The organism is Rheinheimera baltica (assembly GCF_030731985.1).
GTDB classification, from domain to species: Bacteria; Pseudomonadota; Gammaproteobacteria; order Enterobacterales; family Alteromonadaceae; genus Alishewanella; species Alishewanella baltica.
In genome coordinates this window covers 71,470-94,749 of record NZ_JAPJDY010000006.1, presented here as the reverse complement: position 1 = coordinate 94,749, position 23,280 = coordinate 71,470, and the positions used below count along the sequence as shown (strand labels likewise).

Annotated in this window: 24 protein-coding genes and 1 pseudogene; 18 read left to right on the top strand and 7 right to left on the bottom strand. The window is 44.6% G+C overall.

Annotation, left to right across the window (positions count from 1 at the left end):
• Positions 1-7: 7 nt before the first annotated feature.
• Together gap and ORJ00_RS11430 are read left to right on the top strand one after the other, a co-directional pair.
• Positions 8-1,018: a type I glyceraldehyde-3-phosphate dehydrogenase gene (gene gap, locus ORJ00_RS11435; protein WP_027670646.1), complete on the top strand. Its 1,011-nt coding sequence runs from the start codon at positions 8-10 to the stop codon at positions 1,016-1,018.
• A gap of 92 nt (positions 1,019-1,110) precedes the next feature.
• Complete coding sequence (locus ORJ00_RS11430) at positions 1,111-1,956, top strand: D-hexose-6-phosphate mutarotase (protein ID WP_306139903.1); 846 nt, start codon at positions 1,111-1,113, stop codon at positions 1,954-1,956.
• Here ORJ00_RS11430 and ORJ00_RS11425 read toward each other — a convergent pair.
• Together ORJ00_RS11425 and ORJ00_RS11420 are read right to left on the bottom strand one after the other, a co-directional pair.
• Complete coding sequence (locus ORJ00_RS11425) at positions 1,950-2,144, bottom strand: hypothetical protein (RefSeq protein WP_027670644.1); 195 nt, start codon at positions 2,142-2,144, stop codon at positions 1,950-1,952. The genes ORJ00_RS11430 and ORJ00_RS11425 overlap by 7 nt on opposite strands.
• Positions 2,145-2,219: 75 nt before the next feature.
• Positions 2,220-2,639, bottom strand: a complete 420-nt coding sequence (locus ORJ00_RS11420) for a hypothetical protein (RefSeq protein WP_305974605.1) — start codon at positions 2,637-2,639, stop codon at positions 2,220-2,222.
• A gap of 249 nt (positions 2,640-2,888) precedes the next feature.
• Here ORJ00_RS11420 and ccoN point away from each other — a divergent pair, with 249 nt between their 5' ends.
• From ccoN to ttcA, 11 genes and pseudogenes are all read left to right on the top strand, one after another.
• Positions 2,889-4,316 (top strand): cytochrome-c oxidase, cbb3-type subunit I, encoded by a 1,428-nt coding sequence (ccoN, locus tag ORJ00_RS11415; RefSeq protein WP_027670643.1) that lies wholly within the window; start codon positions 2,889-2,891, stop codon positions 4,314-4,316.
• A gap of 9 nt (positions 4,317-4,325) precedes the next feature.
• The gene (ccoO, locus tag ORJ00_RS11410) at positions 4,326-4,937 is read left to right on the top strand and encodes a cytochrome-c oxidase, cbb3-type subunit II (protein WP_027670642.1); all 612 of its coding nucleotides are present in this window, start codon (positions 4,326-4,328) and stop codon (positions 4,935-4,937) included.
• Positions 4,938-4,942: 5 nt separating this feature from the next.
• Positions 4,943-5,122 (top strand): cbb3-type cytochrome oxidase subunit 3, encoded by a 180-nt coding sequence (locus ORJ00_RS11405; RefSeq protein ID WP_027670641.1) that lies wholly within the window; start codon positions 4,943-4,945, stop codon positions 5,120-5,122.
• On the top strand, positions 5,115-6,095 hold the full coding sequence (ccoP, locus tag ORJ00_RS11400; RefSeq protein ID WP_027670640.1) for a cytochrome-c oxidase, cbb3-type subunit III: 981 nt from the start codon (positions 5,115-5,117) through the stop codon (positions 6,093-6,095). Before ORJ00_RS11405 ends, ccoP begins: the two co-directional genes overlap by 8 nt.
• Before the next feature lie 68 nt (positions 6,096-6,163).
• Complete coding sequence (locus ORJ00_RS11395) at positions 6,164-6,649, top strand: FixH family protein (protein WP_305974607.1); 486 nt, start codon at positions 6,164-6,166, stop codon at positions 6,647-6,649.
• 12 nt (positions 6,650-6,661) lie between these two features.
• Positions 6,662-9,043, top strand: a complete 2,382-nt coding sequence (locus ORJ00_RS11390) for a heavy metal translocating P-type ATPase (protein WP_306139902.1) — start codon at positions 6,662-6,664, stop codon at positions 9,041-9,043.
• The gene (ccoS, locus tag ORJ00_RS11385; protein WP_370304645.1) at positions 9,040-9,228 is read left to right on the top strand and encodes a cbb3-type cytochrome oxidase assembly protein CcoS; all 189 of its coding nucleotides are present in this window, start codon (positions 9,040-9,042) and stop codon (positions 9,226-9,228) included. The genes ORJ00_RS11390 and ccoS overlap by 4 nt, the downstream gene beginning before the upstream one ends.
• Positions 9,173-9,892: a sulfite exporter TauE/SafE family protein gene (locus ORJ00_RS11380; RefSeq protein ID WP_306139901.1), complete on the top strand. Its 720-nt coding sequence runs from the start codon at positions 9,173-9,175 to the stop codon at positions 9,890-9,892. Before ccoS ends, ORJ00_RS11380 begins: the two co-directional genes overlap by 56 nt.
• 41 nt (positions 9,893-9,933) lie before the next feature.
• Positions 9,934-10,650: pseudogene (fnr, locus tag ORJ00_RS11375) on the top strand (fumarate/nitrate reduction transcriptional regulator Fnr); the annotation flags it as partial.
• A 95-nt stretch (positions 10,651-10,745) separates the two neighbouring features.
• Entirely contained in the window at positions 10,746-11,678 is a 933-nt protein-coding gene (gene uspE / locus ORJ00_RS11370) for a universal stress protein UspE (protein WP_305974612.1), read from the top strand.
• An 80-nt stretch (positions 11,679-11,758) separates the two neighbouring features.
• On the top strand, positions 11,759-12,682 hold the full coding sequence (gene ttcA / locus ORJ00_RS11365) for a tRNA 2-thiocytidine(32) synthetase TtcA (RefSeq protein ID WP_027670633.1): 924 nt from the start codon (positions 11,759-11,761) through the stop codon (positions 12,680-12,682).
• Positions 12,683-12,708: 26 nt separating this feature from the next.
• On the opposite strand, the gene ORJ00_RS11360 is transcribed toward ttcA, so the two are convergent.
• Both ORJ00_RS11360 and ORJ00_RS11355 read right to left on the bottom strand, forming a co-directional pair.
• Positions 12,709-13,356: a DUF2987 domain-containing protein gene (locus ORJ00_RS11360; protein WP_306139900.1), complete on the bottom strand. Its 648-nt coding sequence runs from the start codon at positions 13,354-13,356 to the stop codon at positions 12,709-12,711.
• Position 13,357: 1 nt separating this feature from the next.
• Positions 13,358-14,221, bottom strand: coding sequence for a glucosaminidase domain-containing protein (locus ORJ00_RS11355; protein WP_027670631.1), 864 nt, complete (start codon positions 14,219-14,221; stop codon positions 13,358-13,360).
• 243 nt (positions 14,222-14,464) lie between these two features.
• Here ORJ00_RS11355 and ORJ00_RS11350 point away from each other — a divergent pair, with 243 nt between their 5' ends.
• Positions 14,465-15,682: a pyridoxal phosphate-dependent aminotransferase gene (locus ORJ00_RS11350; protein ID WP_306139899.1), complete on the top strand. Its 1,218-nt coding sequence runs from the start codon at positions 14,465-14,467 to the stop codon at positions 15,680-15,682.
• 180 nt (positions 15,683-15,862) lie between these two features.
• Here ORJ00_RS11350 and ORJ00_RS11345 read toward each other — a convergent pair whose 3' ends face one another.
• Complete coding sequence (locus tag ORJ00_RS11345) at positions 15,863-16,765, bottom strand: cation diffusion facilitator family transporter (RefSeq protein WP_027670629.1); 903 nt, start codon at positions 16,763-16,765, stop codon at positions 15,863-15,865.
• 164 nt (positions 16,766-16,929) lie between these two features.
• Here ORJ00_RS11345 and ORJ00_RS11340 point away from each other — a divergent pair, with 164 nt between their 5' ends.
• A complete protein-coding gene (locus ORJ00_RS11340) occupies positions 16,930-18,327 on the top strand; it encodes an alanine/glycine:cation symporter family protein (RefSeq protein ID WP_027670628.1) in 1,398 nt (465 codons plus the stop codon).
• 7 nt (positions 18,328-18,334) lie between these two features.
• Here ORJ00_RS11340 and ORJ00_RS11335 read toward each other — a convergent pair whose 3' ends face one another.
• Complete coding sequence (locus ORJ00_RS11335; RefSeq protein WP_370298079.1) at positions 18,335-18,643, bottom strand: YebG family protein; 309 nt, start codon at positions 18,641-18,643, stop codon at positions 18,335-18,337.
• A gap of 204 nt (positions 18,644-18,847) precedes the next feature.
• On the opposite strand from ORJ00_RS11335, the gene ORJ00_RS11330 reads away from it, so the two are divergent.
• Positions 18,848-20,134 (top strand): anti-phage deoxyguanosine triphosphatase, encoded by a 1,287-nt coding sequence (locus ORJ00_RS11330; protein WP_306139898.1) that lies wholly within the window; start codon positions 18,848-18,850, stop codon positions 20,132-20,134.
• A 25-nt stretch (positions 20,135-20,159) separates the two neighbouring features.
• On the top strand, positions 20,160-21,203 hold the full coding sequence (locus ORJ00_RS11325) for a patatin-like phospholipase family protein (RefSeq protein ID WP_306139897.1): 1,044 nt from the start codon (positions 20,160-20,162) through the stop codon (positions 21,201-21,203).
• An 86-nt stretch (positions 21,204-21,289) separates the two neighbouring features.
• Here ORJ00_RS11325 and ORJ00_RS11320 read toward each other — a convergent pair whose 3' ends face one another.
• Entirely contained in the window at positions 21,290-22,579 is a 1,290-nt protein-coding gene (locus ORJ00_RS11320; RefSeq protein ID WP_306139896.1) for a cyanophycinase, read from the bottom strand.
• Positions 22,580-22,755: 176 nt separating this feature from the next.
• Here ORJ00_RS11320 and ORJ00_RS11315 point away from each other — a divergent pair, with 176 nt between their 5' ends.
• Positions 22,756-23,148, top strand: a complete 393-nt coding sequence (locus ORJ00_RS11315; protein WP_306139895.1) for an MAPEG family protein — start codon at positions 22,756-22,758, stop codon at positions 23,146-23,148.
• Positions 23,149-23,280 lie beyond the last annotated feature (132 nt).

Sequence of the window (23,280 nt, the reverse complement as noted above, 5' to 3'; positions counted from 1 at the left end):
GGTTAATATGACTATTCGTGTCGCGATTAACGGCTTTGGCCGCATTGGCCGTAATGTGCTGCGTGCATTGTATGAAAGTAGCAAAAATTACGATATTAAAGTGGTTGCTATTAATGATTTAGGCGACGCAGCTATTAACGCTCACTTACTAAAGTATGACACAGCTCATGGTATTTTTGCCGCCAACGTTGAACATAATGATAAAGCTATTTATGTTAACCAGGATGAAATTATCACATTAAGTGAACGCAATCCGGCCAATTTGCCATGGCAGCAACTTAATGTTGATGTGGTATTAGAATGTACTGGCTTATTTACCGATCGTAAGAGTGCAGGCGCGCATCTGACAGCTGGCGCGAAAAAAGTGATTATTTCCGCCCCGGCAAAAGATGTAGACGCTACTATCGTATATGGCGTTAATCATCAAATTTTAACGCCTCAAATGAACATTATTTCTAATGCATCCTGCACTACAAACTGTCTAGCGCCTATCGCAAAGCCATTAAACGATGCCCTGGGTATCGAGTCAGGTTTAATGACAACCATTCACGCTTACACAAATGATCAACGTTTAAGCGATGTGTATCATACTGATGTGCGCCGAGCTCGTGCTGCGGCTATGTCTATGATCCCTACAAAAACAGGGGCTGCAGCGGCTGTTGGTTTAGTTGTGCCAGAGCTGGTAGGTAAATTTGATGGTTTAGCGGTTAGGGTACCAACGCTTAATGTCTCGCTGGTTGATTTAACCTTTATCGCCGGTCGTAATACATCAATTGAAGAAGTAAATGACATTATTCGCACAGCCAGTCTATCAACTGAGATGGCAGATGTTTTAGCCGTTAATGATTTACCGCTGGTGTCAGTAGATTTTAATCATAACCCTAAATCATCAATTTTTGATGCTACTGAGACCCGTGTAAATGGCCGCTTGGTAAAAGTGATGAGCTGGTATGACAATGAATGGGGCTTTAGTAACCGTATGCTCGATAACACGGTTGAGTTTATGAAGCACGCATAAATCTATTTGTAATAAAACAGCCAGCATTTTGCTGGCTGTTTTATTTTAATCTGACGCATAATAAAAACATGAATGACACACAGGGAGGCAACATGGTGAACGAAAGGATTAGTCATCAAATAGGCTTTAATCATCTATGCGACCTCCCCTGCATCAAATTGCAGTTTGGCAATGCAAGCGCCGTTATTTCGCTATATGGCGGTCAAGTGCTGTCATATGTGCCAAAAGCAGAAGAAGTACTTTGGCTCTCACCAAAAGCAACATGGCATAACAATACCCCTATTCGAGGCGGCGTGCCCGTATGCTGGCCTTGGTTTGGTCCTGCAGAGAGCAGGCTAAATCCTATGCAGATGTCGCTGCCTAACCACGGCGTAGTAAGAACGATGTTATGGCAGTTAACTGAGCAACGATGCAACAATAAATACACCCGTGTCGTATTAGCTGTTACCGTCAACGGCTTACCTTATCATAGTGACAGCGTTACCCTGCAGCTTACTGTTACCCTAAGCGATACTCTCAGTATCGATATTGCCTGTGCTGACAAACTACTCCAGCAAGTGGCACTGCACAGTTACTTTAACATACCTATGCTAGAGCAAACGTTAGTGCAACCACTGCCACAGCATTACCTGGATAAAGTTAGCGGTAAAAGCATGATGGGGACAACAACGACGGCTGAGTTTACAAGTGAAGTAGACCGGATATATCAACAACCGGCCGACGATATACATATTATCAGTGCCAATACCCGTGTGCATATTAAGCAACACGGGCATGACGCCACTATTGTTTGGAACCCTTGGCAGGATAAAAGCAGGCATATTAATGATCTGGCAGACAACAACTATCTGGAATTTGTTTGCGTCGAAACTGCCCGTTTACAGCTCGACACTGAGGCTCCACTGCAACTTAACCAAACACTGATAGCCGGTTATTGATAGACGCCTTTTAGAAATTGTTTAAGATCCTGTTGGGGATAACCTAATTGCCCAAGCAAGCCTGGCAGTTCGTCCATCGGCATATAAACATTTTCAAAATGCTCAACAATGCAATTTAAGTCAGCACCTTGTTCTTTAAGACGCTGGGCTGTTGCTAAGTGGATATTACGGACAAACTCACTGGTCATGCGCTTTACTCCAACAAAAAATGCCCAGCGATAATGGCTATTTTTCAACCACCCTTCAAGCTAATTTTTCTCTCTTTATCGCCAACTCGACTGAAACTGTTGTTTTATTGAGCGTTTTTTTTCATCTGCATAAGACAACTCTAGCGAGAGTTGCCACACCATCTTTGGATCAGAACAAGCGCCGAGCAAAAATTCAGCCTGCCAGCCTTCGTTTGTTTTAGAAAACGTTAATGGCACACGCCCCATATACATTGAGACACCAGTCAATTCACCCGTAACTTTTTCCACATCAACAACACTAAGCTTTAGCAACAAAGGGGTTTCCACTGGCGCATTACCGGGATCCAACTGCAGTACTAACTCCGTATCATTAACTAAGACTAAAGCGGGGCTGTGCATATTTTGCTGTGGTTTACAGCCAATAACAGTGAACAACAGTAAATAAATCAGATAAATTAGTCGCATAAAGCCGTTATTTAACAGAAATGTAGTCATATTGTACGCGGTTTTACAGAAAAGCTTCAAACACCGTCTACACTTGATTACTAAGTAACCAACGACTTTGTTCTAAATCATAAAATGGGCTGTTTTACCTATCTTTTCAGTAGGAAAACCCTTAATATGCAGCGCAAATTTGACAGAGGAATCACTTGATTAATTAGGGTGTATTTTTCTGTCTATAACAAGAACGGCTGGCTTTACAGCCGGTATCAGTAACCAGCACAAACTGCAGCGGAACTCAACATGAGCCATACCAATTCGTTAAATGTTGACTACAACTATAGCGTTGTCCGCCTCTTTGCCTTAACCACCGTTCTTTGGGGGATTGTAGGCATGGCGGTGGGCGTGTTAATTGCAGCCCAGTTATACTGGCCAGCATTAAACTTCGACACTCCCTGGTTGACCTATAGTCGTCTTCGTCCATTACACACCAACGCGGTAATATTCGCCTTTGGTACCAGCGCATTGTTTGCGACCAGTTATTATATTGTTCAGCGTACTTGCCAGGTACGGTTGTTCGCCGAAAAGCTGGCCATGTTTACATTCTGGGGTTGGCAAGCGGTTATAATCTCTGCTGTTGTCACCTTGCCGCTGGGTTTAACGAGTAGCAAAGAATATGCTGAGCTGGAATGGCCAATTGATATTCTGATTACCCTAGTCTGGATATCTTACGCCATCGTATTCTTCGGCACCTTAGTGAAGCGTAAAACCAGCCATATTTATGTTGCTAACTGGTTCTTGGGCGGCTTTATTCTTACGGTTGCAGCGCTGCACATTGTTAATAGCATGGCTATCCCGGTGAGCGCGTTTAAATCGTATTCTATTTATGCCGGTGCTGTAGATGCAATGATCCAGTGGTGGTACGGCCACAACGCGGTAGGCTTTCTGTTAACCGCCGGTTTCTTAGGCATGATGTACTACTTTGTACCCAAACAAGCTGGACGGCCGGTGTATTCTTATCGGTTGTCAGTTGTGCATTTCTGGGCGCTAATTGCCTTGTATATTTGGGCGGGCCCGCACCACTTGCATTACACTGCCCTACCAGACTGGACGCAATCTTTAGGTATGGTGATGTCTGTTGTATTGTTTGTTCCTAGCTGGGGCGGCATGATAAACGGCATTATGACCTTATCTGGTGCTTGGCATAAGCTTAAAACAGACCCAATCTTGCGCTTCTTAATTGTTTCGCTGTCATTCTACGGCATGTCGACTTTCGAAGGCCCGATGATGGCAATTAAGTCAGTTAATGCGTTATCACATTATACTGACTGGACTATAGGTCATGTGCATTCTGGCGCCCTAGGGTGGGTGGCTATGATTTCAATTGGTGCTATCTATCACCTGATCCCAGTACTTTATAACCAAGGCCGTATGTACAGTATTTCACTGATTAATACCCACTTCTGGTTACATACTATTGGTGTTGTGTTGTATATCGTAGCTATGTGGATATCAGGCATTACTCAAGGCATGATGTGGCGCGCGGTTAATACCGACGGCACCCTGACCTACAGTTTTGTACAGAGTCTGGAAGCTTCAATGCCGTTCTATCTAATGCGGTTTATCGGTGGTGTGTTTGTGGTATCGGGTATGTTGTTAATGGCATACAACGTATATAAAACAGTACGCGCTAAAGAACAAACGTTACAACCTGTGCCAGAAGCAGCGTAAGAGGTAATTATGTCTAATAAGAATCATCATGACAAAATTGAGCGTAGCGTTGGCCTATTAGCCGTTTTAACGATTGTTGCGATAAGTTTTGGTACTTTAGTACTTATCACACCCCTGTTTTTTATGGACGAAACAACACAACCTGTTGATGGCATGATGCCCTACACTGCATTGCAGTTAGAAGGCCGCGACATCTACATCCGCGAAGGTTGTGTGGGTTGTCACAGCCAAATGATCCGTCCATTTCGTGCTGAAGTTGAACGTTATGGCCACTATTCAGTCGCGGGCGAAAGCGTGTGGGACCATCCGTTCCTGTGGGGTTCTAAGCGCACAGGGCCTGATCTGGCGCGTGTTGGTCAGCGTTATAGTGACGACTGGCACCATGCACACTTAATTGATCCTCGCTCCGTTGTGCCGCAGTCGAATATGCCGGGCTTCCCTTGGCTGGACAAAAACGTGCTTGACGGCAAATATACTGCGAAGAAAATGGAAGTTTTGCGTCAATATGGTGTGCCTTATACCGATGAAGACATTGCTGGCGCAGCTGTTGCCGTTCAGAATAAAACTGAAATGCAGGCGCTGATAGCATATTTGCAGTCGCTTGGCACGCACCTGAAGTAATACTCATGGAATACTCAACTATTCATAGCATTTTTACCGTGGTTTTGTTCGTTGGTTTTATCTCTTTTGTTATTTGGGCTTACAGTAAAAAGCGCAAAACTGACTTTGATAAAGCAGCAAACCTAGTGTTTGACGACGAACAAACAGCACAACAAAAAACCAAACAGGAGTCAGATCATGAGTAGCTTTTGGAGTGCTTGGATCATAGTGTTAACCCTTCCGGTATTAATCGGCTGTGCGCTGCTGCTACGCTGGAACCTGAAGAATTATGTCGGTGTGGCGGAAGATCAAAATACCGGCCACGTGATAGATGGCATTGAAGAGATAAATAACCCTCTACCACGCTGGTGGACTTACATGTTTGTGCTGACGCTGGTGTGGTCGGTGTTTTATCTTGCAGCTTACCCAGGTTTGGGAAATTGGCAGGGGTTCTTAGGGTGGACCAGCTCAAATCAAGGCATAAAATCATTAGAAGAGTCTCGTTTGGCAGTAGAAGAGAACCGTGCTGATGGCAAGATGGTTGAGTTAGATCGCGAGATGCTGCGTGCAGAAGAAGTTTATGGCCCAGTGTTTCAGCAGTTCGCTAAACGCGATGTATTAGACTTAGCTTACGACGATGCGGCAATAAAAATTGGTCAGCGTTTGTTTTTGCAAAACTGTGCGCTGTGCCATGGCTCAGATGCGCGCGGTCAGCATGGCTTTCCTAACCTGACGGACAACGACTGGTTGTACGGCGGCTCACCTGACAAAATTAAAGAAACGCTATTATATGGCCGTAAAGCAGCAATGCCAGGCTGGTTTGACGCAATGGGTGAGCAAGGTATTAAAGAAATGACCGCCTATGTATTGAGCTTATCAGGCAGAACTGTAAACGACCGTGACGCTGCAGCCGGCAAGGTAAAATTTGCGCTGTGCGCGGCTTGCCATGGTGCTGACGGCAAGGGCAGCTTAGCGCATAATTTACCCTTTGGCGCACCAAACCTTACCGATAACATTTGGTTATATGGCAGCTCTGCCGGTGCGGTGACAGAAACATTAACAAAAGGTCGCAACGGTCAAATGCCTGCGTTTAAACAAACGCTAGGCGAGGACAAAGTGCATATATTAACTGCATATGTTTACCGATTAGCGAATCCGGATAAAGCTGAACAACAGTAAGTTGTTATTTAATATAAATTAATAAGCCCCTTTTTGGGGCTTATTACTATATTTTTATTGAGGTTGTTATGCAGCAAAATACTAAACCTTGGTACAAGCAGTTGTGGCCCTGGTTGTTAATCGCAATACCGGTATTTACTCTGATTAAAGCAGTGCACACCGTCATTATTATGCAACAACACTCTCCAGACTTAGTGGTTGATGACTATTATAAAGCCGGGCGAGCTATTAACATGCAGTTGGCAAAATACCGCGAAGCTGCACTGCGCAACTTACAAGCGTCCATATTAATCGCAGGCAATAAAGCGATTGTTCGCTTTGCAGACAGTGCTGTATTAGAAGGTGCTGTCCATCTCGATTTCTACCACCCCACTTTAGCCGCAAAAGATTTTGCTTTAGATGCTGAACGAAGTGGAGAATTACTTTATGTGGCTACCCTACCCGTTACACCTGATGGTAAATGGCAGCTGGTAGTATCTGATGCGTCTAAACAATGGAAACTAAGAGCCACGCTGGAATTACCCGCGACAACTGAAATTAAACTTGGTTACTAACAGGGCTTCAACGTGAGCGCCAGCCGCTGTTTTCATTGTAATGAACCTATCCCTCCAGAGTTTAACTTTACGTTAGATTTTGACGGCAAACCACGTCAATTTTGCTGCGCAGGCTGTCTTGCGGTTGCGGATACTATTATTGACAGCAATTTAGCAGATTATTATCGCTTTCGTACCGAACCGGCAAGCAAAGCTAATGCAATGCCAGCCGATCTCACTGCCACGTTAAGTGAATTTGATGCACCAGATGTACTGGCAGACATCAGTCAGCCAGTTGGGGAGTTAACGGAAATTGAACTTTCAATAGCCGGTATCAGCTGCGCTGCCTGTGCTTGGTTAATCGAAAAACAACTACGCCAACTTCCTGCCGTTAAACAGGTTAATGTAAATTCCGCTACCCAACGTTGTCACTTAACCTGGCACGCTGCACAACAGCCATTAAGTGAAATACTCTCCGGTTTGGCAAAAATTGGCTATCAGGCGAGCCCCTTTATTGCTGATCAAGAAGAACAACAGTTTAAAACTGAGTTAAACCACTTTCTAAAACGACTGGCTGTGTCCGGTATCATGTCCATGCAAGTGATGATGTTGGCAGTGGCGTTATACTTTGGTGACTACACAGGTATTGAAGCATCTCATCAGGGATATTTACGTTGGATAAGCTTTTTTCTAAGCCTGCCTGTTGTGTTGTATGCCGCTTTACCCTTTGTTAAAAGTGCCTGGCGCGGAGTTAAAGCGAAACAGCTTAATATGGACGTGCCGGTAAGCTTAGCTATCTATTACACCTTCTTTGCTTCGGCATATGCCACCTTATTTAATACTGGTGAAGTGTATTTTGAGTCGGTATGTATGTTTACCTTTCTACTGCAATTGGGTAAGTTTTTTGAGTACAGAGCCCGCTCAAGAGCACGAGATGCAACCAGTAACCTTTTAAAAATTATGCCGGTAAGTGCAACCCGGCTTATCGCTGAACAACAACAAACTGTCTCAGCGAGGCGACTAAATGTTGATGATGTGATTTTGGTGAAGCCGGGTGAAACCTTTGCCGCAGATGGTGATATTGTCTATGGCCAAAGTTCTGCGGATGAATCCATGCTAACCGGTGAATATATCGCTATCGCCAAGACAGTTGGCGATAGCGTTCTGGCGGGTAGCGTGAATCATGACGGATTGCTGCACGTAACAGTTCGTCAGCCTCTGGCGTCATCACGTTTAGGCCAAATTATTACTCTGCAGCAACGTACGCTTAGCCAAAAACCGGCGGTACTGCAAAAAACGGACGCGTTGGCGCGTTATTTTGTTGAGCGACTGCTATTGATCGCGGTCGCAACATTTATACTGTGGTATGTCTGGCTTGATCCTGAACGGGCTTTTTGGGTGACATTGTCGGTATTGGTTGCGACTTGTCCATGCGCGCTTAGTCTCGCCGCCCCAACAGCTGTAACATGCGCACTTGCCCGGCTTAATCGCAGCGGCGTGTTAATAAAGAATGCCGCCGTATTAGATGTATTACCTGACCTTACCCATATTATATTTGATAAAACGGGCACATTAACCGAAGGGCGATTTTCAGTAGATAAGGTAGATATATTTGACAGTAAGTATAACGAACCTGAATTACTAAATATTATTGCCAATCTGGAGTCGTATTCTGAGCACCCAATAGCACGAGCCTTTAGTAATTATCTTACGCAACCACAACCACTGGAACACATTAGTATTGAAGTGGGTGCAGGTATTAGTGCGCACTATAATGGCCAGCAGATTAAAGTCGGTAGCGCTAGTTTTTGCCAACAACAGCTTGCTGGCAGTGCCCAGGTGTTTTTGAATATCGACGAGGTTAATGTTGCTGCAATCAGTTTAAAAGATGCTGTACGGGCAGAAGTGCCTATATTGATCAATAACTTACGCCAACAGGGTTATCATTTAACGATGTTAACTGGCGATAGTTCAGTACAAGCCGAGCAACTTCAGTCCGTTCTTCAATTTAATCATATGGTTAAAGGCTGTACCCCTGAGCAAAAAGTAACTGAAATAAATAAATTCGTGAATGCGGGCCATAAAGTATTAATGCTGGGTGATGGTATAAATGACAACCCCGGTTTTCATGCAGCTCATGTCTCGGTAACACTGGAAACCGGTAGTGATTTGTCAAAGAATCAGGCCGATGTGGTATTGTTACAACCTAGCATTAAATTACTGGCGGATTTGCTGCAAGGTAGTGCAGCCGCACAGCGCGTTATTAAACAAAATTTATACTGGGCTGCGGGCTATAACCTGTTAATAATTCCTTTAGCTATTGCAGGTTGGGTATCACCTTATATCGCTGTAATAGGCATGTCGTTCAGTTCGTTATTAGTCGTATCTAACTCACTAAGGTTGCTGAAAAAATGAGTGTAATATACATGCTTATCCCAATTGCTATCCTTTTTGTTATCATAGGTTTAGCAGTTTTTTTCTGGGCCGTACGCAGTAAACAATTTGAAGATTTAGATAAAGAAGGCTTCAGTATTTTATTTGAAGATGACACTGCAACACCAACTGATAAAAATCCACGACATCAGAAGAATGATTACTGATCTGCTTGCAGCTTTGCTAATAGGCTTAATTGGCAGTAGTCACTGCCTGGTAATGTGCGGCGGTATCGCAGCGGCATTACAGTTATCAATGCCGACACAAAACTTGCTACGTAAGATGCAACTACAAAGCTTATTAAGTATCGGTCGCCTGACTACCTATAGCTTGTTTGGCGCAGCTGTTGGCTATTTTGGTGCAAGTGCAATGCAATTTGCCGGTGTGTCACTCTTATGGTTGCGTTTAATAGCAGGTATTTTATTGTTAATGATGGCCATGTATATTAGCCGGCTATGGTTTGGCTTAATACAGCTGGAAAAACTGGGCCAGTCGTTATGGCGTTATGTGCAGCCTGTGGCAAAAAAACTGCTACCGCTGGATTCCCCCGCTAAAGCTTATAGCTATGGCTTGTGCTGGGGAGCCTTACCTTGCGGCTTAGTTTACAGCACGCTTAGCTGGAGTTTAGCCAGCGGAGGATTAGTGCAAGGCGGCCTCATTATGTTGAGCTTTGGTATTGGCACCCTACCCGCTATATTGTTAACTGGTAGCGCAGCAAACATGTTGACTAAACTGAAAAATATGCAGCTATTTCGCTATATATCTGCAACTATACTTTCTATTTATGCCCTATATACCATTTGGAACGCTATCCATCGCTTGGTTTATTAATCTGTTAATGTGTATACAATTTAGAAAAACTCAAGGACGCCGTTATGCAACGCTCTGCTATCAATTGTCAGGACTGTGGTTTTAGTCAGCTTTGTTTACCGTTTTCGCTGAATGATACTGAGCTAACCCGACTGGATGATATTATTCAACGCAAAAAACCATTGCACAAAGCTGATATGCTTTTCGAAGCGGGTCAGGCACAACGTTGTTTATATGCTATTCGAACAGGGTCGTTTAAAACATTTACCCTTACTGACCAGGGGGAACAGCAAATAACCGGTTTTCATCTGCCAGGCGACATTGTAGGTTTTGATGGTCTGAGTAAACAGCTGCACCCAAGCTATGCTGAAGCACTCGAAACCGCTATGGTGTGTGAAATTCCGTTGCAAAACCTTGACGTTTTATTGGACCAGTTGCCCCGATTGCGTCAGCAAATGATGCGACTGATGAGCGAAGATATTCAAGCTGATCAGCAAATGATGTTACTGTTAAACCGTAAAACGGCTGAGCAAAAATTAGCCACGTTTTTATCACAACTAGGGCAGCGCTATGCAAGCCGTGGTTTTTCTGCCAGTCAGTTTCGTTTAACCATGACACGCAGTGATATTGGCAACTACCTCGGCTTAACGGTAGAAACAATCAGTCGTTTACTAAGTAAATTAGACAAAGAAAACTTGATAAAAGTGGAAGGTAAGCTAATAAGCATCCTTGATCAGGCTGCACTGTCTAAATTGGCGGCATTAACAGCGCACTGCTAATTCCGACATACTTGTTTGCGCCAGCGCAAGTTAGGTTCATGCAATCCAGGCTAGATTGACTACACTTAATGCATGATTCGCAGCGGGAGTAGCCTATGTCAGCGTACAACCACATATTAGTTGTTTTAGATCCTAGTGTTGAAAAGCAAAAAGCCCTTAATCGTGCAATTGAATTAGTTCGATTACAAGGCGGTAAACTTACTGCCTTTTTGTCTGTCTACGATTTTTCTTACGAAATGACCACCATGTTATCCGGTGATGAACGCGAGTCTATGCGCCTGGCCGTTATTAAAGACCGAGAACTTTGGATCAGTGATTATCTGGCGGCACCGAAGGCCGGTGGCATTGAAATTGATATTAAAGTTGTTTGGCATAGCCGGCCTTTTGAAGCTGTGATACATGCCGTACTGGAAGACAGCTACGATTTGGTTATTAAAGGCACTCATGATCATGACGTGCTTAAATCCATGATTTTCACGCCCACTGATTGGCATATTTTACGTAAATGTCCCTGCCCGGTATTGTTGGTGAAAGATCACGACTGGCCGCAAGGCGGTAACATCATTGCCGCTGTCAATGCCGGCAGCGAGCAGGAGCATCATCTATCGCTTAATCAACGTGTAACTAAGACCGCGTTAAAGATGTCGGCTCTTTTAAAGGCTCAAACACACTTGGTTAATGCTTATCCGGGAACACCAGTTAACATCGCCATTGAAATTCCGGAATTTAACCCGCAGGAATACAATGATACGATGAAATTGCATCACGTTGATGCCGTTGCCGCCTTGGCAGAACAGTTTGATATTGCGGCTGAAAACCGTCATGTCAAAGAAGGTATGCCTGAGGACGTGTTACCTGAAGTAGCCAAAATACTGGATGCTGAAATGGTGATAATTGGTACTATTGGCCGTACGGGTTTATCTGCCGCTATTATTGGCAATACCGCAGAACATGTTATAGATAGGCTAGATTGCGATGTTTTAGCCATAAAACCGGAAAACTTTATCTCTCCAATGCAGAAAGACTGACATTTAACATCGCACTGCTTTGGTATTGGCGCACGCTTAGCTATAATGTGCGCCATTTTGTTTAGTGGTACACCTGTTTTATGACTCATGCAGCACAAGCCAAAGCGCAATATAGTTTGAATAAACTGCACAAACGACTACGCCGTGGCGTTGGTCAGGCTATTGCCGACTTTAATATGATTGAAGAAGGCGATAAGATCATGGTGTGTTTATCCGGGGGTAAAGACTCATACACCCTGCTGGATATCTTACTGAATCTGCAACAATCTGCCCCGATAAATTTTGCCATTATTGCCGTGAATCTTGACCAAAAACAGCCCGGATTTCCGGCTGAGGTGTTGCCACAGTATTTAACAAGCATTGGCGTAGATTATAAAATCGTTACAGAAGATACCTACTCCATCGTCAAAGACAAAATTCCCGAGGGTAAAACTACTTGTTCCCTCTGCTCAAGGCTGCGCCGTGGTATTTTGTATCGCACCGCAAAAGAATTGGGCGCCACTAAAATTGCATTAGGCCACCACCGCGATGACATGCTCGAAACGATGTTTTTGAATATGTTTTATGGTGGCAAAATGAAATCTATGCCACCTAAGCTGGTTAGCGACAATGGCGAACATATTGTGATTAGGCCGTTAGCGTATTGCCGGGAAAAAGACATAGAGAAATACTCTGTTGCCCGAGCGTTCCCAATAATCCCATGCAACCTTTGCGGCTCTCAAGACGGCTTACAGCGCCAGGTCGTAAAAGAGATGCTACAAGATTGGGATAAACGCTTCCCTGGCCGCATAGAAACCATGTTTCAGGCGATGCAAAACATTGTCCCGTCTCACATGATTGATAAGAATTTATTTAATTTTGCCGCACTAACCAAAGACACCCAGCTGAGTGAGCGCGATACCGCCTTTGATAAGGACGCTGTGCCAACGATACCTGTAGGACTGATTGCCGATGACGACAATCACCCTCAAGATTCGCCAGTGCAGATTATTGCGTTAAGCTAACGCAATAATCTGCTGCAAGGCAGCGTTTACTTAACGCTGCCTTGCAGCAATGGTAATAAATAACTGGGGCGCGCGGCAAATCGCCACTGAATATTTACGGGTAAAGTGTCAACTAATTCAATATTGCACCGGTTAGCCTCACAAAGAGTAACGTCGCTTTGCTCGTTGCTCAAATCAACCGCTATAGCTGCCTGTGGAAATTCAACAATCACTCCTATGACATCAGGTAACCAGTATTTGCTTACCCCGGCCATATCATCAAGCAATTGCTTAAATTGATGACGATAATGCAGCAGTGTTTCAATACTAATATCGCTTGGCAAGCGCATACGGCTTCGCAAACGAAATTGCACCTGACATGGCTCGGAATTATCAGCCTGAAGCACCGTTAATACTGCATTGGCGTTTTTTAGCGCTTCATCATAAGGTAAGCTAATTTCACCATTGCCAGCAATATCCACATCAAAATCATGCTGATCACTTACTAATTTTAAACTATAAAATTTACATGGCTTTCCACTTCGTTCACCCGTCAATGCAAATGCCAACGTAATATCACTGTATTCTGGCTGTTGAAGCTTCTTCATCCGACCGTAAAATCCGTGATAACTCATCACTAAATCGGCAAAAGCTGGCGGGCCCCACAACAGTAGGCTTAACAGTATAAAACGCATATTATTCTTCCAGTAACTTACGGTTGAAGCGGATCATGCCGCTTATCTCACTAATATATTCTTCGCCACGTTCAGAATAGGCCACTAAGCCTGAGGCTAATGCTTCGCCGCGAACGGGTTTACCTTCATGGCGTAACTGCGCGCGGATCTGACGCAGTGGTTCATAAGTATGGAAAGTATTCAGATTGTAAAAATAGCTATTAATACTCGCTGCCGGATTTTCAAACTTTGCAACCTCGTGGTACTGCCCTTCACCTCTTTCCATTGGCACTAAACCACAGCCCTCGCGAAAACACCACTGGCCAAAAAAATTATATCCTTCAACCGCAAAACGGCTTGTTCCCCAAGCTGATTCATTTGCCGCTTGCATTAACACTAACGCTTCAGGGATAACATCAACACGCTTTAGCAGCTCCGCTAACATGATTTCATCCGTTTCGGCTACGTCCATGCGAAACTCATCATATAAACTGTATAAAAATGCATATTCCTCTAATGATAAGCGCATCCGCTTTTGCTTTTTCTCTTGAATATCGAGCAATTGCTGACGCAAAGCGCGTATACGCGCATTCTCTCGTTTGACATAAGGCCTTAAGTAACTAAAAAATTGCCGTTTTTTTTCGGTAGTATTGCTAATTTGATTGAAGTCCGGCAAAGGGATTTTGCGGGGTAACGGCTGTGTATACGCCAGACGCTGTAACACTTTTTTCTGATCGGCCTGGCTTAACGCAGTAATTCGGCCTGGTTTTTGCCAATCTTCAAGCGAGTCCAACTGTTTTACCGGCTCAAGCTCGGTAAAAGGGCTGAGGGCTGCAACACCCACCAGCAACCAAAATACGAATACAGCAAATTTCTTTAATAACATCTATCACCTACAGGTTACGTGTGTACTCTGGAACTTTTACCAAGGCAGTAACCAATTTATTACGTTGAGACTACGCTATTTTACCTGTAGCGCTTACGTAATACGATTAAAAAGTGTTTTAGTGCTTTTATTTCAGAAAACCCGCGGCCATCCATTGCAAACAGACCGCAGTTATGTAAAAACTATTGCTTGTAGCAATATAGCTATCTGGACGTTTAAAATGGAGACAGTAAGGTCGTTGTTATGAAACCAATAGAGCGCTCAACTAAATTAGATGGTGTCTGTTATGACATCCGCGGCCCTGTCGCAAAAGAAGCAAAACGCATGGAAGAAGAAGGACATCGGATCCTCAAGCTTAATATTGGCAATCCTGCGCCCTTTGGTTTTGAAGCACCGGATGAAATTCTCAAACACGTGATGCACAACTTGCCAACAGCGCAAGGGTATTCTGACTCGCAAGGTATTTACCCGGCACGTGTTGCAGTTGCACAGTACTATCAACAACGCGGGATCCCCAGCGCAGATGCAGATGATGTTTATATTGGCAACGGGGTATCAGAGCTTATTCTTATGTCTTTGCAAGCATTGCTAAACAATGCTGATGAAGTACTGGTTCCGTCACCTGATTACCCGTTGTGGACAGCCGCTGTTAATCTGGCAGGCGGTAAAGCAGTGCATTATCGTTGTGATGAACAACAAGACTGGTATCCAGACCTTGATGATATTAAAGCAAAAATCAGCAAAAGAACTAAAGCGATAGTGTTAATCAATCCTAATAACCCAACCGGTGCTGTGTACAGTAAAGCCTTTTTATTGGAACTGTTAAAAATTGCCCGCGAACATAGTTTGGTAGTGTTGAGCGACGAAATTTATGACAAAGTGCTTTACGACGGTACAGAGCATGTAAGTACCGCTTCGCTGGCAAATGATTTGGTAATGCTTACCTTTGGTGGCTTGTCGAAAAATTACCGCATTGCAGGCTTTCGTGTAGGTTGGCTGTTTATATCCGGTGCTAAACAACTGGCGCGACACTATATTGAAGGGTTGAACATATTGGCATCAATGCGACTGTGCGCCAACGTGCCCTGTCAGCATGCGGTACAAACAGCGTTAGGCGGTTACCAAAGCATTAACGAGCTGGTGGTGCCAGGCGGACGCCTATATGACCAAATGGATCTCGCGCACAAGCTGGTAACAGAAATTGACGGTATTAGCTGCATGCGCCCTAAAGGTGCCATGTACTTGTTTCCTAAAATTGACCGAAAAAAATTCCGCATCAAAGATGATGAACTCTTTGTATTGGATTTTCTGCGGCAACATAAGGTGTTGTTGGTGCATGGCCGCGCGTTTAATTGGCCAGAGCCGGACCACTTTCGTATTGTCTTTTTACCGCATAAAGATCAATTATCCGCGGCTATTGGCAAACTCGCACAGTTTTTACCCGGTTACAGCCAGTCTTAGTAACGAAAAAGGCAGCGAGCTTAATGCGAGTTTGTTAAGTTGTCAGCTGCCATCCAGATTGCCCACGCTAACACGCCGTAAACCCAACCGTGGTGGCTCGTTTCAGCCCATCCAGGGCTTCAACGGTTAGCTTAGGGCAATCCGATTCTGCTTAATTCGTTTACTATATATACTCATTTATTAGTGTTGATCCCGGCAACGCTCCCCTGCCAGCTCAAATTCAACTGTCGTGTGGCTAAGTTTATACGGCGCAAGTAACTGTGCAATCTGTTGTTTGTAAGCCAACTGCTGGGCTAAATCCGAGGGGGTGTTAATTTCAACGTGCATCGTAAGCACATGTTGTTCACCATCTAGAGACCACAAATGTAAATGGTGAACCGACGCAACAAACTCTAACTGTGATAATTTTTGAAAAATATCCTGCTGTAACGCAGGATCAGGGCTAACCTGCAAAAACAGTGCAAGTGTTTGCTTTAAACTCTTTACCACATTCACCAGTATAAAAAGTGTAAAAGCAATACATAGCGCCGGGTCTAACCATGCCCAACCGGTAAAGTACATTAATATTGAACCCAAGAGCACGGCAACCCATCCCAATACATCCTCTAATAGATGCCAACTAAGTACTTTTTCATTTTGCGTTTTACCACGGCGCAAACGCAGCACTGCGGCACCATTTACCGCAATACCCAAAATTGCCAACACAAACATGCCACCGGTATGCGGTAACTGCGGTTGCAACAATCTTGGAATGGCCTCTGTTAAAACCCAAGCAGAACCAAATAACAAAATGGCGCTGCTGATTAACGCCGACAATAAAGACCAACGCCGGTAGCCATAACTATAACGTTGCGTAGGCTTTTTGTTTGCTATTTTACTGGCAACCCAGGCAAAACCTATCGCCATACTGTCACCTAGGTCATGAATGGCATCAGCGATTATCGCCACACTATTGGTGAGTATTCCACCAACAATCTCCAGTAATGCGAAACCAAAATTAAGCCAAAACGCCAACGCAATATTACTGCTTTCGCTATGGTTCGCATGATGATGACTATGATCATGATGATGATGTTTATGCACAGGGGTTATCGCATTAAGTGTGATACTGGATACTTGCCAGCATATGAAGAAAACACCACGGTTACAATGCACAATGATGAACAACAGATAATTTCTTGTTTCTACATCAATTACACAGTAATCTTGCGAAAAACATTAGCCATCCATACTGCTGAAGTAATTTAATGAATAACGACTTTTCTTTTCAACAGGCCTTTGAGAACCTGACATCTCATCTTGCTGCGGCAGTTTTTTATGCTTTTGATGTCAATGGAGTAAGTATACCGCTGGTATTAATTTGGCTGGTGAGTGGTGCCTTGGTCTTTACCTGCTATTTAGGCTTCATTAATGTTAGGGGCTTTGGTCACGCTATCCGTTTATTAAAAAACAATAAAACTGGTACTGCAGCGGGAGAAATTACACCATTTCAAGCACTAAGTACCGCCCTATCCGGTACTGTTGGCACAGGCAACATTGCTGGTGTGGCTATTGCTATCAGTCTGGGCGGCCCGGGAGCGACATTTTGGATGATTGTTGCCGGTCTGCTAGGCATGTCGACTAAATTTGTTGAATGTACACTGGCGGTAAAGTATCGCCAGTTAAATGCAGATGGTAGCGTGTCGGGCGGCCCTATGTATTACATTAAAGCCGCACTGGATAAAGTTAACCTGCCATTACTTGGTACGGTTCTCGCCATGGCGTTTTCGGTGTTTGTCATTTTTGGCTCGGCAGGATTTGTTCATGTTAATCAAGGCTTTGTGCAGGTTAAGACCGTAACTGGTTTTGACAACGCTTGGCTGTTTGGTGTTATTTATGCTTTGTTAGTTGCTGCTGTAATTATCGGTGGCTTAAAAAGCATTGCGCGGGTTACCAGTAAATTAGTGCCGTTAATGTGCGGCGTTTATCTGTTGGCATCGGTTATTGTTATGTTGCATCACGCTAGCGCGATACCCGCAGCGTTGTGGTTAATCGTACAAGGCGCGTTTACCCCCGAAGCCAGTTATGGCGGCTTTATTGGGGTACTCATTCAGGGGTTTCGCCGGGCGGCCTATTCTAACGAAGCCGGTATTGGTTCCTCCCCTATTGCCCATGCTGCAGCACAGGTAAAAGATCCGGTAAGCCAAGGGTTTGTTGGTCTTTTAGAGCCCTTTATTGATACAGTAGTAATTTGTACCATTACCGCCTTGGTCATCATTCTGACTGGCGCTTACCAAACGCCGGGGTTAGACGGTGTGCAAATTACATCAGGCGCGTTCGCCTCGGTATTCAGCTGGTTTCCCTGGATACTCATGGTAGCACTGCTGTTATTTGGTTTTTCTACCGTTATCAGCTGGTCTTACTATGGACTAACCGGTTGGCGTTACTTGGTGGGCCACAATGAACGGTTAACCCAGCTCTATAAAGTGTTTTTTTGCATCATTGTGTCTATGGGCGCAGTCCCCAATGTCATGGCGGTATTTGATTTCATTGATTCAATGATTTTCTTAATGGCAGTACCTAACATTCTGGCACTGTATCTGCTTTTACCTGAGGTAAAAGCAGATCTACGCACTTATTGGCAGCAGCGGCACCTAAGCCGCTAATCAGTCGTTAAGCTGCGCGTTCTACCGCAGCAATACTGGCTTTAGTTGTTTTATCACCTTTAGCAGTTTTATCGGTTTTAGCGGCTGGCTTTTTTGCGCCCAACGCAACTAGTAGCTCATCTTTTTGCTGCGCCATATACAACGCTAATGTTTCGCTTAATTGTTCGTCAGTAATTAAGGTGCTAGCGGCTAAAAAACGCGATAGTTCATCAGCAGTATCCAGCATTTTATCGTATGCATCTGCTTCTGCTTTAGAAGTAAAAGTCATTTTTTCTGCTCCGTTACGTTCTACTACATACTTGATGATCACAGCCATGGTGTTTTCCCCTGATTAATTTACTGTTCTTTTATACAGTATCATTTATCTACTGTCGACTGCTTTTTGCTGGTCAGCATAATAATAGACAAGACTAAGGTAGCGCTCGAACTTTTATGCTAGTTGGCGTAAGATAAACAACTAGTCTTATTGCGGCACTTCAGATTGGACGCTATTTAGCGCTTTGAATTAACAAGGAATTTTATGCCAGACTCACTATGGTCTCAACGCCGCTCTTCAACAAGTATTAGCAGACCAGGCGATCAACGTAGCCCTTGGCAACGTGATCGGGCCAGAATTCTTCACTCTGCTGCTTTTCGTCGTTTACAGTCTAAAACGCAAATCTTAGGTATTGGACAAAATGACTTTTACCGCACCCGATTAACACACTCTTTGGAAGCGGCGCAGATTGGCACTGGACTGGTTAGCCAACTCAGAGCAAAAGTTACCTCAGCAGAGCGCGTTTTTTTACCGGATGACAGCCTGATGGAGGCGCTATGTCTGGCACATGATATCGGCCATCCGCCTTTTGGCCATGGTGGTGAAACCGCACTTAATTATAAAATGTTGCATGCTGGTGGCTTTGAAGGCAATGGCCAGACACTGCGGATAGTTGCTAAATTGGAACCATACACCCAGCACCATGGTATGGATTTATCCCGACGTACTTTGCTTGGTTTATTAAAATATCCCGTACTTCAGCCTGATTTTAGCCAGGAAGTATTAGCCGCAACCAACCCGTTAAATTTAACACCATGGAAGCCTGCGAAAGCCATATTCAATGATGATGCCGATATCCTGGACTGGATACTGGCACCCTTATCTTCCAATGATAAAACTTTATTTCAAACCACTGAAACACTGAATGCATCACCCTATATTAAAGCCTGCTATAAATCGTTAGATGCGTCAATTATGGAGCTTGCTGACGACATTGCGTATGGTGTTCACGATTTAGAAGACGCCATTGTGCTGGGCAATATTAGCCAGGAACAGTGGCAGCAACATACTGCCGCAGACTGGGCTGTGCTACCCAACACACTGCAAAAACTTATGCAGCGAATTAGCGCGGATCTTTTTAGCAACCAGCATCATCTTCGCAAAGATGCTATTGGCTCATTGGTTAACCTGTTGATCAGCTCAGTAAGCATGTATCAAGTTTTACCGCATGCCGAGGAGCCACTAATTCGCTACAATGCTAAACTGGACGACGCACCACAGGCTATTTTGCAGTGCCTTAAGCAAGTGGTTTACCGCTGCGTTATTTCTAAACCAGATATTCAGCAGTCGCGTTTTCGTTGTCAAAACATGCTGATGGCGTTATTTGACGCCTTTAATTCAGATCCGTCACGTTTATTACCAGCCAATACACAACAACGCTGGAGCCAGGCTGAAGCACCGCTTAAAAGCCGAGTCATTTGTGACTATATTTCCGGTATGACAGATGATTATGCCGAGCATATGTATCGTCGGCTCTATGCCAGCAGTTAAGTGATTTAAAACAGGTAGTTGTATTTTGACACACTCAGTATTACGCGTATTAGCCGGTGAAACAGCCTTGCGCCATATTCAGCAACATGGCCTGAATCAAGCGGATTTTAATGTGATGGTTGGCGCCAGCGGCGGACCAAAATGGTTTTGTTTGTTTGGTTTGGATCAATATCTGTTTGGTGAGTTTTTCCGCCAACGTAGCACTGCATTACATATCCTTGGGAGCTCAGCCGGTGCCTGGCGCTTTGCCTGCTTTGCGCAAGCCGACCCCGCTGCCGCATCTAGGCGGTTTTGTCAGGCGTATGCGAATATTACTTTCGCCAAAAATGCCAGTACCGCTGAAATAACGGCACGTTCGGCTGCAGTAATCGATGATGTATTTCCAACGGAACAACACTTGCAACAAGTGTTGGACAATCCGATGATTAAGCTTAGTTTTGTTGTAGCAAAAGCACGACGCTTGTCATTAGCCAGGTCGAAATTATTACAAGCCGGCAGTTTGACGTTAGCCGCCGGCGCAAACCTTATCGGCCGCAAAAACCTACAGTACTTTTTTCAACGGGTTTTATTTCATGTCGCTGGCGAACCGTCACCGTTTCACTATGCCGGCACCTTGCCAACTCAACATGTTAGCTTAACAACGGCCAACCTAAAGCAAGCCATACTGGCAAGTGGCTCAATTCCAATGGTGTTAAATCCAGTAGAGAATATCACCGGTGCCGGGGCAGGTTTATATTACGATGGCGGAGTAACAGACTATCATTTTGATTTACCCTTTAGTGATAAAGGCTTGGTGCTTTACCCACATTTTTATACCAGCTTAACCCCAGGCTGGTTCGACAAAGCGTTAAAATGGCGCAAAGCCAACCCAGCTCACTTACACAATGTGGTAATGCTGTGCCCCAGTGAAGCTTGGGTTAAGTCGTTGCCGTTTGGTAAAATACCAGACCGTAATGATTTTAAACTGCCAGACCAGATACGTATAAATTATTGGCAGCAAGTGATTCACCGTTCACATGAACTGGCAGACGCCTTAAAGCAAGGCGACTACCAACTAGAAGCGCTTTGAACAAAAGGCGTGTTAAAAAACTCGTGGTTACGCCGCGTAACTAACTGTATAAAAGCGGCGTAACACATTGCACAATCGAGCAAAACTTAAGGGGCAAGTTCTGTCACACTAAAGCGGCTTGGCGTAATGCTAAGTTTAACATTGTAAGCACTGCCATTATCCTTTAAACCGTCCAGGTATTGCCAGTAACCCTGCGTTTGCTCATCTTGACTAAAACGCAAGGTAAACCCTATACCCTCGCCTTGCATTAAATAGCTTACAACCTCTGAGGCCCCTTTGTTGTCGACCAAGTCGAAGGTTAGCATGTCTTTTAACCGCGTATTGCGGCTAAATACACCAGACACCACCGGTTTTGCAATATTCAGATACTCGCTGCCGACGGTAGCCAACTTGTCTGGTTGCGGTTCAAACTGCCTTGTCGTCAGATCAAACATATCACCGCCCTGCAAAATGCTAAGCCGAACATTATTTATCTGGTAGCCCTGCGAGTTTTCGATCTTTTGCGCTTGCGAGACATCAACTAAAGTTACAGCCCCATTGCCAATGGCCTCTAGCTTTTTCGACGCAGCATCAAACACTAAAGCGCTGTCTTCATCAATGCCAAAACCCAGAGGAAAACGAGCCTTGTTTAGCTCTGTTGCCACAATAAGCCGCCCAAAACGGGCTTTTCTATCAAAGTGCTGATCAATAATGCCATGACTAAAAAAACCTAAGCCTCGGCTTAGCATCAACGGGCCATTTTCCTGATCTTGCATACCGTTATAACTGTCAGTAAGGCCTTGTGTTAAAGCGCCCCAGGAGTCGCCGGCGGCTATCATCACTTCACTCATTATTGCAGCACCTGCACTGGTGCCGCCAATAACCCCACCGCGTTGGTATAACGCGTGTATAGCAGTTAGCAATGGTGTATCGATGTCGTCTTTTCTCAGCGCGGCGGTAATATTCAGCTGATCCCCGCCTAAAAACCACACCGCTGTATAGGACGACAAATCATCTGCAAGCGCTTGTTTCATCGCATTATCGCGCCATGTACTTTCATCTTGATCTGGTGTTGATTTATCGTCCGATAACGCAACAGGCATTAAGGTGACGCGCTCTGGTGCTACACCATAGCGAACCATATCGCTTATAAATTGTTTAAAATATTTAACCGGCTGGCCACTTGCTGCAGGTATCACGGCAATTTTAGCGGCCTTGTCTCCTGCTAAACTGATAAAACGCTGGTATACCACTGCATTTGAACTACTTAACGCTCCACCAACCATCACCAAGGAGCCTGCAGCGCTTTTAGGCTGAACAGGCTCTGCCACAGGTGCTGCATCAGAGCAGCCCGATAATACGGCGAGTGCCGCCAACGTAACAACATATTGCTTCAATTTTTTATGCTCCATTTTTGTTTATAACATACGGTTTTATTATTTTTGTTCCGCAGGCCCAGAGTATCAGAATTACACTGGTAACGTCAGCTACGAACCAGTAAGCTAACGCTATAACCTTATCAAACACACTTTATTCCGTAACGGCTATTTCTACTTCAACGGAGACACGTTTAATGCTATCGGCACTACTTCTGACATTATTTATCGCGATGTTGTTACCCTATTTGGCTAAAGCGCCATTGGCGTTTGCCATGCAAAAAAGCGGCGGTTACGACAACAATAACCCCAGGGTGCAGCAAGCGGCGCTGCAAGGCTTTGGCCAGAGGGCAAATGCGGCGCATTACAATAGCTTTGAAGCGCTATTAATTTACGCCTGTGCTGTTTTTACCGTGATGGGATTAAATGCTGTAGACGAGGCAACCGTGTTAATGGGTTGGACTTTTATTGCCAGCCGGGTCGCGTATCTGTTTTGCTATTGGCTGAACTATGCCACAGCCCGCTCGTTAGTTTGGGCAGTGGCAATGATAGCAGCGCTAAGCATGGCTGGCAGAGCGCTACTGCTCTAGCGTTGTTCTTGATGGGTATTGTATTGCTGGTGCGCAGTTAACAGAGCGCATGTTTTTGGATGCGGAGTTAGTGCCTGGAGGCTAATGAGTGAACCTATAGCTCCTATAATCGAAGCAGATATCAGCAATAAA

What these genes read in the sequence shown, in the direction of transcription:
- ORJ00_RS11425 (WP_027670644.1), bottom strand. Translation starts at nt 2,144, where the DNA reads ATGACCAGTGAGTTTGTCCGTAATATCCACTTAGCAACAGCCCAGCGT.
- ccoS (WP_370304645.1), top strand. Translation starts at nt 9,040, where the DNA reads ATGAGTGTAATATACATGCTTATCCCAATTGCTATCCTTTTTGTTATC.
- ORJ00_RS11395 (WP_305974607.1), top strand. Translation starts at nt 6,164, where the DNA reads ATGCAGCAAAATACTAAACCTTGGTACAAGCAGTTGTGGCCCTGGTTG.
- ccoN (WP_027670643.1), top strand. Translation starts at nt 2,889, where the DNA reads ATGAGCCATACCAATTCGTTAAATGTTGACTACAACTATAGCGTTGTC.
- ORJ00_RS11430 (WP_306139903.1), top strand. Translation starts at nt 1,111, where the DNA reads ATGGTGAACGAAAGGATTAGTCATCAAATAGGCTTTAATCATCTATGC.
- ORJ00_RS11380 (WP_306139901.1), top strand. Translation starts at nt 9,173, where the DNA reads ATGACACTGCAACACCAACTGATAAAAATCCACGACATCAGAAGAATG.
- ORJ00_RS11355 (WP_027670631.1), bottom strand. Translation starts at nt 14,221, where the DNA reads ATGTTATTAAAGAAATTTGCTGTATTCGTATTTTGGTTGCTGGTGGGT.
- ORJ00_RS11420 (WP_305974605.1), bottom strand. Translation starts at nt 2,639, where the DNA reads ATGACTACATTTCTGTTAAATAACGGCTTTATGCGACTAATTTATCTG.
- ORJ00_RS11350 (WP_306139899.1), top strand. Translation starts at nt 14,465, where the DNA reads ATGAAACCAATAGAGCGCTCAACTAAATTAGATGGTGTCTGTTATGAC.
- gap (WP_027670646.1), top strand. Translation starts at nt 8, where the DNA reads ATGACTATTCGTGTCGCGATTAACGGCTTTGGCCGCATTGGCCGTAAT.
- uspE (WP_305974612.1), top strand. Translation starts at nt 10,746, where the DNA reads ATGTCAGCGTACAACCACATATTAGTTGTTTTAGATCCTAGTGTTGAA.
- ORJ00_RS11335 (WP_370298079.1), bottom strand. Translation starts at nt 18,643, where the DNA reads ATGGCTGTGATCATCAAGTATGTAGTAGAACGTAACGGAGCAGAAAAA.
- ccoO (WP_027670642.1), top strand. Translation starts at nt 4,326, where the DNA reads ATGTCTAATAAGAATCATCATGACAAAATTGAGCGTAGCGTTGGCCTA.
- ORJ00_RS11315 (WP_306139895.1), top strand. Translation starts at nt 22,756, where the DNA reads ATGCTATCGGCACTACTTCTGACATTATTTATCGCGATGTTGTTACCC.
- ccoP (WP_027670640.1), top strand. Translation starts at nt 5,115, where the DNA reads ATGAGTAGCTTTTGGAGTGCTTGGATCATAGTGTTAACCCTTCCGGTA.
- ORJ00_RS11360 (WP_306139900.1), bottom strand. Translation starts at nt 13,356, where the DNA reads ATGCGTTTTATACTGTTAAGCCTACTGTTGTGGGGCCCGCCAGCTTTT.
- ttcA (WP_027670633.1), top strand. Translation starts at nt 11,759, where the DNA reads ATGACTCATGCAGCACAAGCCAAAGCGCAATATAGTTTGAATAAACTG.
- ORJ00_RS11340 (WP_027670628.1), top strand. Translation starts at nt 16,930, where the DNA reads ATGAATAACGACTTTTCTTTTCAACAGGCCTTTGAGAACCTGACATCT.
- ORJ00_RS11330 (WP_306139898.1), top strand. Translation starts at nt 18,848, where the DNA reads ATGCCAGACTCACTATGGTCTCAACGCCGCTCTTCAACAAGTATTAGC.
- ORJ00_RS11405 (WP_027670641.1), top strand. Translation starts at nt 4,943, where the DNA reads ATGGAATACTCAACTATTCATAGCATTTTTACCGTGGTTTTGTTCGTT.